19 protein-coding genes are annotated in these 11,778 nt (G+C 51.5%); 13 read left to right on the top strand and 6 right to left on the bottom strand.

The annotated features are described in order from the left end of the window. From GY634_RS16655 to GY634_RS16640, 4 genes are all read right to left on the bottom strand, one after another. Nucleotides 1–265: hypothetical protein (locus GY634_RS16655; protein ID WP_166409851.1), on the bottom strand; the 265-nt coding region annotated here is incomplete at its 3' end. Next, a complete protein-coding gene (locus GY634_RS16650; protein ID WP_166409850.1) occupies nucleotides 255–638 on the bottom strand; it encodes a hypothetical protein in 384 nt (127 codons plus the stop codon). The genes GY634_RS16655 and GY634_RS16650, both read right to left, overlap by 11 nt. 690 nt (nucleotides 639–1,328) lie before the next feature. After that, nucleotides 1,329–2,411 (bottom strand): magnesium transporter, encoded by a 1,083-nt coding sequence (locus GY634_RS16645; RefSeq protein ID WP_166409849.1) that lies wholly within the window; start codon nucleotides 2,409–2,411, stop codon nucleotides 1,329–1,331. A 78-nt stretch (nucleotides 2,412–2,489) separates the two neighbouring features. Next, nucleotides 2,490–2,930 (bottom strand): hypothetical protein, encoded by a 441-nt coding sequence (locus GY634_RS16640; RefSeq protein ID WP_166409848.1) that lies wholly within the window; start codon nucleotides 2,928–2,930, stop codon nucleotides 2,490–2,492. Nucleotides 2,931–2,977: 47 nt separating this feature from the next. Between GY634_RS16640 and GY634_RS16635 the strand changes: the two genes are divergently transcribed. Further along, the gene (locus GY634_RS16635; RefSeq protein WP_166409847.1) at nucleotides 2,978–3,223 is read left to right on the top strand and encodes a transcriptional regulator; all 246 of its coding nucleotides are present in this window, start codon (nucleotides 2,978–2,980) and stop codon (nucleotides 3,221–3,223) included. A 60-nt stretch (nucleotides 3,224–3,283) separates the two neighbouring features. Here the strand turns inward: GY634_RS16635 and GY634_RS16630 are convergent, their stop codons facing one another. Further along, on the bottom strand, nucleotides 3,284–3,595 hold the full coding sequence (locus GY634_RS16630; protein WP_166409846.1) for a hypothetical protein: 312 nt from the start codon (nucleotides 3,593–3,595) through the stop codon (nucleotides 3,284–3,286). An 87-nt stretch (nucleotides 3,596–3,682) separates the two neighbouring features. On the opposite strand from GY634_RS16630, the gene GY634_RS16625 reads away from it, so the two are divergent. From GY634_RS16625 to GY634_RS16590, 8 genes are read left to right on the top strand one after another with little or no spacing between them, the layout of a single operon-like run. Further along, a complete protein-coding gene (locus tag GY634_RS16625) occupies nucleotides 3,683–3,991 on the top strand; it encodes a CII family transcriptional regulator (RefSeq protein ID WP_166409845.1) in 309 nt (102 codons plus the stop codon). Then, nucleotides 3,991–4,194, top strand: a complete 204-nt coding sequence (locus GY634_RS16620) for a hypothetical protein (protein ID WP_166409844.1) — start codon at nucleotides 3,991–3,993, stop codon at nucleotides 4,192–4,194. Before GY634_RS16625 ends, GY634_RS16620 begins: the two co-directional genes overlap by 1 nt. 2 nt (nucleotides 4,195–4,196) lie before the next feature. After that, the gene (locus GY634_RS16615) at nucleotides 4,197–5,210 is read left to right on the top strand and encodes a YdaU family protein (protein WP_166409843.1); all 1,014 of its coding nucleotides are present in this window, start codon (nucleotides 4,197–4,199) and stop codon (nucleotides 5,208–5,210) included. Then, nucleotides 5,207–5,785 (top strand): hypothetical protein, encoded by a 579-nt coding sequence (locus GY634_RS16610; RefSeq protein ID WP_166409842.1) that lies wholly within the window; start codon nucleotides 5,207–5,209, stop codon nucleotides 5,783–5,785. Before GY634_RS16615 ends, GY634_RS16610 begins: the two co-directional genes overlap by 4 nt. Beyond that, nucleotides 5,782–6,246 carry a crossover junction endodeoxyribonuclease RuvC gene (locus GY634_RS16605; RefSeq protein ID WP_166409841.1) on the top strand — a complete coding sequence of 155 codons (465 nt, stop codon included), beginning with the start codon at nucleotides 5,782–5,784 and terminating at the stop codon, nucleotides 6,244–6,246. Before GY634_RS16610 ends, GY634_RS16605 begins: the two co-directional genes overlap by 4 nt. An 8-nt stretch (nucleotides 6,247–6,254) precedes the next feature. Further along, nucleotides 6,255–6,680 carry a hypothetical protein gene (locus tag GY634_RS16600; protein WP_166409840.1) on the top strand — a complete coding sequence of 142 codons (426 nt, stop codon included), beginning with the start codon at nucleotides 6,255–6,257 and terminating at the stop codon, nucleotides 6,678–6,680. Next, the gene (locus GY634_RS16595) at nucleotides 6,677–7,195 is read left to right on the top strand and encodes a terminase small subunit (RefSeq protein ID WP_166409839.1); all 519 of its coding nucleotides are present in this window, start codon (nucleotides 6,677–6,679) and stop codon (nucleotides 7,193–7,195) included. Before GY634_RS16600 ends, GY634_RS16595 begins: the two co-directional genes overlap by 4 nt. 2 nt (nucleotides 7,196–7,197) lie before the next feature. Further along, nucleotides 7,198–8,640: a terminase gene (locus GY634_RS16590; protein ID WP_166409838.1), complete on the top strand. Its 1,443-nt coding sequence runs from the start codon at nucleotides 7,198–7,200 to the stop codon at nucleotides 8,638–8,640. On the opposite strand, the gene GY634_RS16585 is transcribed toward GY634_RS16590, so the two are convergent. After that, nucleotides 8,627–8,827, bottom strand: coding sequence for a hypothetical protein (locus tag GY634_RS16585; protein ID WP_166409837.1), 201 nt, complete (start codon nucleotides 8,825–8,827; stop codon nucleotides 8,627–8,629). The two genes, GY634_RS16590 and GY634_RS16585, sit on opposite strands and share 14 nt — an antisense overlap. A gap of 92 nt (nucleotides 8,828–8,919) precedes the next feature. Between GY634_RS16585 and GY634_RS16580 the strand changes: the two genes are divergently transcribed. From GY634_RS16580 to GY634_RS16565, 4 genes are read left to right on the top strand one after another with little or no spacing between them, the layout of a single operon-like run. Further along, nucleotides 8,920–9,129, top strand: coding sequence for a hypothetical protein (locus GY634_RS16580; protein ID WP_166409836.1), 210 nt, complete (start codon nucleotides 8,920–8,922; stop codon nucleotides 9,127–9,129). Further along, nucleotides 9,129–10,778, top strand: coding sequence for a portal protein (locus GY634_RS16575; protein ID WP_166409835.1), 1,650 nt, complete (start codon nucleotides 9,129–9,131; stop codon nucleotides 10,776–10,778). Before GY634_RS16580 ends, GY634_RS16575 begins: the two co-directional genes overlap by 1 nt. Further along, nucleotides 10,775–11,071, top strand: a complete 297-nt coding sequence (locus tag GY634_RS16570; protein ID WP_166409834.1) for a Bbp19 family protein — start codon at nucleotides 10,775–10,777, stop codon at nucleotides 11,069–11,071. Before GY634_RS16575 ends, GY634_RS16570 begins: the two co-directional genes overlap by 4 nt. Beyond that, entirely contained in the window at nucleotides 11,055–11,774 is a 720-nt protein-coding gene (locus tag GY634_RS16565) for a hypothetical protein (RefSeq protein ID WP_166409833.1), read from the top strand. The genes GY634_RS16570 and GY634_RS16565 overlap by 17 nt, the downstream gene beginning before the upstream one ends. Nucleotides 11,775–11,778 lie beyond the last annotated feature (4 nt).

The raw sequence follows: 11,778 nt of genomic DNA, 5'->3' as shown, positions 1-11,778 counted from the left end.
TTGCGGCTATAGCGGCATCCAGCATCTTGATAGCTACATGCAATTTCTCATACTCAAGATGCGTAGCCCAAAACACTTTACTTACTGTTTTTGAGGCATCCATAACACCTTGTATCTCAGGGGATTGCAGTAAGGCTTGCTCGATCTCTCGAACCAAATCACACCTAAGTAGAAAATCTTTAGGCTGCGAACCACTTGGCTGAAACTTGAGAGAAAGAGAAAGTCTAGTGACTTGGTTATCACTCAAAATAGTCTTATTGGTCATAATCAGCCTCCTTGAATTCCGATAACAAGCTGGACAATTTGCTGCAAAAGTCATCCCAGCCGTTTACTCCAATCCAATGACTTCCACCCTCTCCATAAGGGTTTCCATAAATATATGCATCTTTAACACCGACTCCAATTTCTATGGCGATAACGCAATCGTCAAATGAAAATAGTAAGTTTCGGTTATGAAAACGTATTAAATAGAAGTTGGAGCCGAACTTAATTCTGTGTCGAAGTTTATGTGCTGTACCCTTTGGTTTGGATGTGGTTTTTAAAATGCGCTGAGGGATAATGCGTCCTTTCGGGTAAAACTCAGCTTTAGCCTTAAAGTCCTCTAAGCTTGTGAAGCTAACCCCTATATTTCCTAGCATGGTTTTCTCCATTAATCACAGTTTGACGCGCTCCACTCCCATATAGCAGGGTTAAGCAGGTGCGCAAAGAAAAGTTAGATCGGGGCTAAACCGACTTTGAAACGCGCCAAACTGTGCCGACTAAAATAATCGGCCGCCCTATCTGGTAAAGAGCCACAGATCACTATCTGCACCGTTTCTGCTTCCGGAATCCCGCAGCAGGATTAAGGAGATCTGCACAATTGCCCCTGTGCAGCCGCTCCGGTGCGGTACGGTTGGGGATGAAAATACACTTCAACGCCCTGCTCTCTAAGACGCTCAAGTGTCCGGCCTCGTTAGAAGCCGTAAGCTGACATTCCAGCCAGCAGTAACCGTTCCTGTTCTTGGTCGGTCTATACCTCACCCTCTTCACCCGTATACGTACTTTGACGCTTGGGTACGGCAGAGACACCGCGCATTACTTCGGCCATGCCCGAAGATGCTATTGAGCCGGACGAACGCCTTACATAGGTAGACGAGCAACATCGGCTGAGCTAATTGTTAAAGATCCAACCTGCACCGCTGCCACTTCTTAGTGGGGTTTGGTGTAGCGTTGGATCCAATATTAAGCGAATCGCTTTAATGAAGTCAAGCATTTTGCTTAAAAATAAAGCGAATCGCTTTTTGAAGGGTAAGAAAAAACCGCCCTTAGGCGGTATGTAATTTATTTAACTACTGGCTAGAAAGGGCGCGTATTAGCAATGCCTTGTCACTGCCAGAAGCTTCTATAGCAATCTGAAGTAGCATCTTTCCTGCTGCACATAGATCTGCGTCGGTTACTGTTTCTTGCTTACTGTAGCCCTTCTGCATAATTCGCAACCTTGCTGTAGGCTGTTTAGATACTTCCCGCTCAAAAGCCTGCATTGCCTCATTTGGGTCAAATACATTCCTCGGTACATCAGTAACGACGGCAATAACTGCTTCTCTCATTACTTTAAACCAAGCATCTCGAACCGCTGGGGAAGCTGCTCCTAGGGCGTTATATAAAGCCCTGTTCTGCACTGAAGTTGGGGTTTCCTGTATGGTGACAATTTGTGCACAATCCGCATCTGTGGCTGATTTTAGAATTTCTTGTAGCGTCACAACCCGCTGCTCAGCTTGGTGGTCGGTTAAGCGAGAAAGACCATCACCCATAACTTCATTGGGCGATATTCCAGGGTTTGAGCGTATGAATTCTTGGAATCTTTCATCTTGCCCTAGTTCCGTCATCTGATTTTGCAAATAAGCATGTAAAGGATGCCCCTCTGGCAAAGGCACTTGAACCTTAGCTTTATCACGAAACTTGTCAGATATATTGGCAGTTCCCTCATACCAGGCAACACCCACATATTTAGCAACAACAGCTACCACAACTAACACAACAACCACAGTTACCGTGCTTGCTACTTTCCTCCCTGTTCCTGCTATGGTTTCCGATCTTTCGTTATACCAGTTACGTACAGAAGCCGCCGCAAGGGTTGTCCCAGAAATAAGAACGGATAATACTATTGCAAGTAGGCTCATTCCCACAAAAAGCAGAATAGAAAGCCACCACGACCATCCCCACGCATAATGCGCCCCTAAAATCCCAGCCACGCCCGACACCAAAGGCACAGGATTTATAAAAACCAAAGCTAGAGCTAATATAAAGCACGCCCATTGAGGCCACTCTAACCAATACTCTAAACCTGCATAAATCGCAGCAACCTGGAGAAAGAAAAGCAGAACATTCAATACATTTAGCGCAATCCCGCCTAGCATATAAAGAGCCCACATCTCTTCTTCTCTCCTGTTCTGAAATTGTTTATTAGTTAGACGCGACGACCCTCACTCTTGGGCCAAACCAGCCTAAGATTATGCGGTTTTTCTTGTACCTCTTTTTGGGGTTGCTGGACTAGTGAACAATCTAACCTGCTCCATAACCCAATCCTCAATCGCATTTTTTTGGGATTCACTCAAAGAGTTATAAGTGGTTTTATCCACTCTAGGAAACGGCCATCCATCATCGAGCCCGCCTCCATCTGAATGATCTCGATCCATCCAACCTTTTGGCTTACCCATCCCCTCTTCTATTTTCCTAGAGGCAACACTTCCTAGGTTTCTTGGCTTTCCGGTTTTTGCATCTATTGCCCTACTTCTAATCTGGCTCACATAGACGTGCGACAGCCCAGCCCTCTCTGCTAGAGAGTCGGCAGTTCCCGCTTGTTTTACAAGCGTTTCTAGGTTTTCTAGGCGGATTTCAGAGACTGATTTCATAGAACTTGTATTTGACAGCAGTTCGCTTAATAAATACATAAGCGAACTGCTTGACCTTTATTAAGCGAATCGCTTAATATTTGCTTATGAAACTACTTGATTACGTAAGCCAAAAGCACGGCGGCCAATCTGAGCTAGCCAGAACCCTTGGTATTCCACCCCAGCTTGTTTATCAATGGGCAAGGTGCGTACGCCAAGTTCCTGCTGAAAGATGCGCCGAAATCGAGCGCGCCACAAATGGAGAAGTCACCCGCAAAGATCTTCGCCCTGACGACTGGCACCGTATTTGGCCAGAGCTTGAGGCACCCACCCACGAAACGGAGGGGTTATGAAAACAGCCACTCAATCGCCAATGCATCCAGCCTTCCCGGCTTTCATGGCGAAGTGCCTGCTTAGCTTCCCTCACGCCCTTCCCCAGAACGAGTTGGATTGCGTGGGATTGACGTGTGTGAGGACGGTGCGCGCAGAGATAGGCTTGTATTTATCAAAGCTTGCAAATCGACAGTCTCCTCTTGGAGGCCCTCAATGAACATGTCCGGCACCTTCTGCCCTATCCATTCCCCCTCTGCTTTGGCTAAAGCCTCAGCAACCTTATTTGCAGCATCAGCAAGGTTGGGATGCGAAAGCACCATAGCCCCAAGCGCTGTTCTTAACGCCAGTATTCTGCCCTGCGCAAAATCATCTGGCTTCGACGTATTGCCCATAACAGGCTCCTTTTCTGAATATTGGTTGTGTGAGAACTCCAATCATAAGGGAAAGGAGCTGGGCACCACTCTTTGAGTAACACCACTATGAACACACAACCAGTATCCGACGAAGATCGTGAAATAGCCCGCAAGAACGCTGAAAGAATGTACAGCGAGGCCTTGCGTCGTCTTGCAACCATCACTCAAGAGCGTGCAGCAGATTTCATGGGTGTTTCAGCGAGCACTATTAGCAGAGACAAAGAGGCGCTAGAAAAAGCCTGCCACTTACTGTCTGCGCTTGGTTTTCAGCTTGCCCAGGGTGACTCAATGGTGATTAGCCAAATGGAACTGAGCGCCTACGAAATGATGGCTTTCAAGTACCTGCAATCCAAGATCAATACGAGGCACTGGTAATGGCTGAACCCAACTCAAGACTTTCAGGCCGCTTATGCGCTAAGCCTGAGTTTCAAAAGATGCTTGGCGCTACCTGCCCCGAGTCCGCAGCAGCGCGTGTGCGCTCGCATTGTGGCATCACAAGCCGTAGACAGCTTGATTGGGATAAAGACGCCGCTGAGTTATTCCATGAACTGCGTAGGCAGTTTGCGTACAGGAATTAAGAATGAACCACTATTCCCATCACATTGGCGACTACCTAAAGGACACCGCTCATCTTTCGATGATTGAGGATGGTGCTTATCGCCGTTTGCTGGACCTTTATTACCAGCATGAGCAGCCATTGCCAGCAGAAAAACGTCAGGTCTACAGACTAGCTCGCGCATCAACTGCGGCTGAAAAGAAAGCCATCGACACAATTCTTGAAGAGTTTTTTCAAAAGACGATTGATGGACATAGACATAGCCGTTGCGATGAGGAGATAGAGCAGTACCAACTTATCAATGAGGATAATGAGGCAAAAAAGGAGAACGAAAAGGAGCGTCAACGACGTCACCGAGAGCGCCGAAAGCTATTGTTTGCAATGCTTAGAGAGTTTGACGTGGTGCCAGCTTGGGATGCCAAAACAACGGATTTGGAGACGCTACTCAAACAGTACCAGTCACGCGTGACAGGTCGTGACAACAACGTAGCTGATACGGGTACGGCCACGGCTATCCATTACCCATTACCCATTACCCATAATAAAGAAGAAGCAGCATATATACCCACAGAAGGATTAGGCGCGCAAGAATCGCCGCCAGCTGGTTCTGAAAACAATCCTGATGATCAACCATCACGCAACGCATTGATCGCGGTACTGCTGCGCAAGCACGGTGCTGACCCTGCCACACACGCTGGCAGCAAAGGCATTTCGGCAATGATCGACCTGCAAGCGACCGATGAGCACATCCTCGCTGCACTGGAAACCGCGAAAACACGTCGCAAAGACACAAACAACCCGCAACCCGTAAACGCTGCATACCTCGTACCGATCATCGCAGACCTGCAAAAACCGCAGGCAGAAAAACCAGACCAAAAACCCCGCGATGAGTGGTACCGAACCGAACCCGGAATTGACCGAAAAGCCCGTGAACTCGGCATGTTTGCCCGTGCAGGTGAGTCCTACAACGAGTTCAAGGACCGTATGTTTCAAGAAATCAAACGCCGTGAGCGTGAGCAACAAGGAGCGACCGTATGACAACCTACGCAGAAGCCGCAGCAGGCGTGAATCGCCAGCAATCCAGCCACAGCCATGGCTCACCCGTACCGATGGTTTCAGACGGCAGTTGTAGCGCCTCTGGATGCCCAATGCCCGGCACGCTGTCCACCTCTACCAACGGCACCGACGAATGGCTGTGCTCTTGGCACTTTGGCGCACCTTACGGCGAGTACGGAGCCATCACCGCACGCATTGCCAACCGCATGGGCATCATTCGCCAAGCCATACGCATGGCCAACTCCGCACCCGGTAACTCGTTCATGGAAAAGGACGACCAAGGCAATGACGTGGTACGCGCTGACCTCGTGGCACTGTTGCAGAAATACGGCTACGCCCACATTCTGGACAACCTACCGCCCACGATGAAACGCTGTAACCGCAACCTTGGCTCTGCCCTGCTTTCTGCCCTTGGCCGTGAAATCCGCAGCCCAGAGCAACGCTTACATCCCGCACCGACACGACAGCCAGAACCTGGTACATCAAACCCGTGGGTAGATTCACGCGCTGCCGTTGCCATGATGCGTGAGGTGGCCAACCAGAGGAAGGTGGCATGATCAACACAAACATCCTCGCCCTAGACCTCGGCACCAATACCGGCTGGGCAGTACGCAGACGCGACGGCACTATTAGCTACGGTACCGAGAAATTCCAGCTCAACAAAAAACAGCATCCGGGGCAACGCTGGATTAATTTCCAGCACTGGCTGCACCGAATCCTCGAAAGCGAGAATGTGCATCAACTGGTTTTTGAGAATGTCGTATTCGGCCATAGCTCTAGCGCTGCAAATAACGCCTATGGCGCGTTTTTGGGCTTCGTGCAGGCATGCGCTGCCACTCGTAACATTGAATGCCTTGGCGTGGCTGTTCCGACCGTTAAAAAGGCATGGACAGGCTCAGGCAGAGCAGACAAAGCCGCCATGATTGAACAAGCCAAGAAACGTGGCTTTGACCCTGACTCGGATAACGCCGCCGACGCTTTGGCAATCCTCTCATGGGCTGTGTTGCAGGAGGCATAGAGACACACATGCGTGGTTACTTGGTCGATTTTGACTGGTCTGAAATTATCCTCGATCTGCGTCGTGCAGGTATGGGCCAGACTGATATCGCCCGAGCAATGGGACACGCTGTAGGTGAAGCCATGATTCGGCAGTACTTAGCCGGTGCTGCACCCATTCACTGGCGCGGTGAACTGCTGCTGGATCTCTGGGAAAAGCAGACCGGTAAAGAACGCGAGAATGCGCCTAAGCGTCCCGCTGAAATGCGCAGGAGTACTCCCAAACGCCCACGCCAGCGTACAGCAGCTCTAATGCCCACCGAGCACCTGCCAGCAGTAGCCAGAGCCTACAACATCACGGTGCCCGCCCTACTCCAAATGCTTTCCAAAAAAACACCATCCGCAAGCACTGAGCATGAGTGCGGTAATCTGACTTTGCCCGGATTTGAAGAATGAAATTAAATGCCATGCAAGCCCGTTTCGTTGAAGAGTACCTTGTGAGCCTTAACGCCACACAAGCAGCTATTAACGCGGGTTACAGCGAAAGAACAGCCAATCAACAGGCAAGCCGTCTGTTGGCTAATGTTAAGGTCCGAGCCATTCTTGAAGAGGCCATGAACAAACGATCAGAACAAGTAAAGGTGGATGCTGAGTATGTACTCTCCCGCCTTGGTGAGATTGACCAAATGGACGCCGCAGACATCCTGAACGATGACGGTAGCGTTAAGGCCATACACGACTGGCCCAAGATTTGGCGACAGATGATTTCCGGCTTAGATGTTATGGAAATAGCACAAGGCGACGAGGAAACACGCATCGCAGTCGTGAAAAAGATCAAGTGGCCGGACAAGGTGAAAAATCTTGAGTTAATAGGCCGCCACGTGGGCGTGCAGGCGTTTAAAGATCGCGTTGAGCACTCTGGCAGCATCAAAGGCATGGCTGACCGTATGCGCCGCCGTAGGAAGAATTGATCATGAGCGAGATTACCGACGAGGATCTGGACTACATCGCCAGCTTTGCGCACGATCCGCTAGGCTACATTCAAGAAGTCTACCCATGGGGCGAGGAAGACACAGAGCTTGCACGGCATGCTGGCCCACGCCAATGGCAAAGCGATGTAATGCAGACAATAGGCGACCACCTAAGCAACGACGAGACACGCTATAAGCCCCTGCGTATTGCCGTGTCATCAGGCCACGGTATCGGTAAGTCTGCTGGTATCAGCATGATTCTGAAATGGGCGCTCGATACCTGCGTCGATACACGCATTGTGGTCACCGCCAACACCGAAACGCAGTTGCGCACCAAAACATGGCCTGAGATCAAAAAGTGGCAGCGCCTGGCTGAAACTAGGGATCTATTCAAAACCACGGCCACCGCCGTAGCAAGCGCAGACCCAGAGGCTGACAAGTCGTGGCGTGCTGATGCTATCCCTTGGAGTGAGAACAACACAGAGGCGTTTGCGGGGCTGCACAACGAGGGCAAGCGTATTGTGCTGATCTTTGATGAAGCATCAGCCATTGCCGATAAGGTATGGGAAGTAGCCGAGGGGGCGCTAACTGATGCTGACACAGAGATCATCTGGATAGCCTTTGGTAACCCCACACGTAACAGCGGTCGCTTTAGAGAGTGTTTCCGCAGGCATCGTAAGCTCTGGAAAACCTTCCAGATCGACAGCCGCACCGTCGAAGGCACCAACAAAGAGTACTTGCAAGAGATGGTAGACACGTATGGCGAGGACAGCGACATCGTGAAAGTGCGTATTCGCGGTATCTTCCCGTCCATGTCTCTGAAGCAGTTCATTAGCACCGCTGATGCAGAAGCCGCACAAGGCCGCCACCTTGAGCCGAGTCAGTACAGCTTTGCGCCTGTCATTCTGACGTGTGACCCCGCATGGGAAGGTGATGACGATCTGGTGATTGGTAAGCGCCAAGGCCTGAAGTTTGAAATCTTGCGTGTACTGCCCAAGAACGACAACGATATCGAAGTGGCGCAGATACTGGCGCAGCTTGAGGACGAGCACAAAGCCGATGCGGTGTTTGTTGATGCAGGCTATGGCACCGGTATTGTCTCTGCTGGTAAGACGTTAGGCCGCAGTTGGCGCTTGGTCTGGTTCTCTGGCGAGGCTGGCGACCAAGGCTGCCTCAACAAACGCGCTGAGATGTGGAAGCTAACACGAGACTGGCTGAAAGAAGGTGGTGCTATTCCAGATGACCAGATGCTAGTAGACGAGCTCACGGGCCCTGAAACCGTTGCTCGCCTCGATGGCAAGATACAGATCGAATCCAAGAAGGATATGAAAAAGCGCGGTCTGCCAAGTCCAAACCGCGCTGATGCTCTGTGTCTATCGTTTGCTTATCCTGTCTCTACTGCTAGGCGTAGGGCTGGTAGGCAGGGGTTTGCTAGGATGGATTGACCAGCCTCAACTCATTAAGGTTGTCGCAACTCAGCAGTCCTTCCTGTATAAAAACATCTAAAGCATTTCTTATCTGATCATCATCAAAGCCCTGAATCTTAAGCTCTGTAACTACAGTGACAACTCTAAGAGTTCCTCCGTCCATCTCTGCAAACACTCTCTTAACATCATCAAAAGTTGGTCTCATATACATCTCCATATCTTTGTTTAGAATAAAAACGCACTTCACTACGCGCGCACGCGCACAAACTGACGGCATCTTCCCAAATGGATGCCGTTATGACAAGTCTATTCAGTAAACCTAGCACACCAAAGATTCCAGACCCACCAGCACCAACAGCACCGCCAAGCACAACTGACGCGGCTGCGGCTGGTTCTAATGAGGCTGAGCGTCTACGTCGCCGCCGCGGTGCTGCGAGCACAGTACTGGCTGGCGATGCCACTGCAAAGCCCGGCTCTGTAGCCACTAAAACGCTGCTGGGTTCGTAATGCAAAACGCCGACGTCGACCTAGTGCGCGAGATACTGGCCGACCATGAGGCCATGAAACAGGCTCGCCAATCATTCGAGTCACAGTGGGATGACGTGATCGCTACGATCCTGCCCCGCTATCGCCGCTTCAAGCAAGAGAGCAACAGCAATCCGGGCGAAAAACGTACACAGGATATCTACGATTCCACGCCTATGCTGGCCCTGCGCCACTTCGCTGCGGCTATGGACTCCATGATTACGCCTCGTACACAGCGATGGCACAAGCTGACAGTCTCCGACGAGAACCTGCGCGAGTCCCCTGCTGTGCGTCAGTATCTGGAACAGGTCACCAATATCCTGTTTGCTCAACGTTACCAGTGGCGTGCTAACTTTGCATCCCAGTCTGGTGAGTCATACATCAGCCATGGCGCGTTTGGTGCGGGCGGCTTAATGATTGATGACGTGCTTGGCCAAGGCATCCGTTACCGTAACCTGCGCCTGAACCGTCTCTGGTTCTCCGAGGATGCTTACGGTGTAGTGGACAAGGCCCACATCGCATGGACGCTGACAGCGCGTCAGGCTGCACAACGTTGGGGCGCAAAGAACCTACCAACGCAGATCCAGAACGCTATTGATCGCAACGACATGGAGCGTAAGTTTGAGTTCCTGCACGCGATACGCCCACGCCGCGACCGTGATTCCAGCTTGGTAGGTAGCCAAAACATGCCCATCCAGTCTGTCTGGATCGCGCTAAATGCTGGTAATGAGATCGTTGAGCATAGCGGCTACCGTGTATTCCCTCTGGCGATTGGTCGCTTCTACGCCGCTGACGACTCGGCCTACGGCTACTCACCTGCTATGGAAGCCCTGCCAGATGTACGGATGCTCAACCAGATTGAGAAAACCAATATCAAGGGTGCACAGAAAGCCGTAGACCCACCACTGATCTTGGCTGACGACAGCGCCTTAGATTCGTTTGATCTGCGCTCTGGTGCATTGAACTTCGGCTACTTGAACGACCAAGGCACCCAATTAATCAAGCCTCTGGACTTAGGCAAGAACGTGCCGATGGGCATCAGCTATGCAGATCAGAAGCGGGAAGCCATCAATCTGGCGTTCTACGTAACACTGTTCCAAATCTTGGTTGATAACCACCAGATGACGGCAACCGAGGTTCTACAGCGCGCACAAGAGAAAGGCATCCTTTTAGGTCCAACGATGGGCCGTGTGCAGTCTGAGCAGCTAGGTCCACAGATCACACGCGAGATCGACATTCTGGCAAATGCTGGCGCCCTGCCCCCTATGCCACCTGAGCTGGAAGACGTTGGTGGTGCTATCGAGATTGAGTACGACAGTCCCCTTAACCAAGCCATGCGCGCCGAAGAAGGTGCAAACGTGCTGCGTTGGGCTGAAGCCTCAGCACCGTTTATCCAAGCAGACCCAAATGCAGCGCGTGTCATGAACTCGTCTGAAATCGTGCGTGGCCTTGGTCGCGTGTTCAGCGTGCCAGAGAAATACATGGTTGACGAGGAAGACGTGCAAGCCGCTGACGAGGCTGCAGCACAGCAAGCCCAAGCCGCACAGATTCTTGAGGCTGCCCCCGTTGCCGCTGGCGCTGCTAAGGATCTCGCACAAGCACAACAAATCGCAGGGAGCGCACAGATATGAGTATTAGTGAACGAGTGATGCGTCGCATCCAGATGATTACAGGCCTGCGTAGCCGGTACCGCCGAGTATTTGACGGTCGAGATGGTGATGCAGTTCTGGCTGATCTAGCTAAGTTCTGCAAGGTAGGCCGCTCATCGGTGGCCACATCACGCATAACTGGTGCAGTAGACACCCACGCCACCATGTTGGCCGAAGGTCGCCGAGAAGTTTTTTTACACATCGCCAAGGTCTTACGCATGACCGACGAGCAAATCAACGAAATTATGGAGCGTGAACATGAACGTACTGAATAACCGCAGACTGTTTGCACGTCTGTTACGCCAAGAAGCCACGGAAGGTGGTGAAGGCGGCGGTGGTGCTACCCCGCCAGTTGAGGGCCAAGGCGCTGCTGATCCTACAACAGCAGACACACAACCAGCGTGGCACGACAGCATCCAAGACGAAGGCCTAAAGGCTTTCATCAGCGGTAAAGGCTTTAAGGATGCAAGCGAAGCAGCCCAGGCACTGCAAGAACTGGAAGGCAAGACAGCCATTCCAGAGTCACCAGAAGCTTACCAGTTGCCAGTGCCTGAAGGCCAAGACGCTGCGTTCGCTGCCGAGGCCGCTAAGTGGATGCACGAAGCCGGTGTTCCTGCCGCCCAAGCTCAAGCCTTAGCGGAGAAGTGGAACGAGTACGCCGCTACTCAACAGCAAGCAGCCGAAGTCGAACGTCAGCAGCAAAGCGAAGCCGATATGAACACCCTACGCAAAGAGTGGGGTTCTCAGTACGACGCTAACGCCGAGCTAGGCCGCCGCGCTGTTCGTACCTTCGGCATCGAAGAAGACTCCATCGAAAAGATTTCCCTCGCCTTGGGTGACGCTGAAACGCTGCGTTTGTTCGCTCGTATCGGCAAGAACTTGGGTGAAGGCACGCTGACACCTGATTCCTCAGCCTCCCAAGGCGGCGCGGAGAAATCTATCGAAGAAGTGTTCTACCCAAGCATGACAAAGAAATAGGGCT

This window comes from Paenalcaligenes suwonensis (genome assembly GCF_011290505.1).
Classification (GTDB): Bacteria; Pseudomonadota; Gammaproteobacteria; order Burkholderiales; family Burkholderiaceae_B; genus Paenalcaligenes; species Paenalcaligenes suwonensis.
This window is presented reverse-complemented; position numbering and strand designations above follow the sequence as displayed.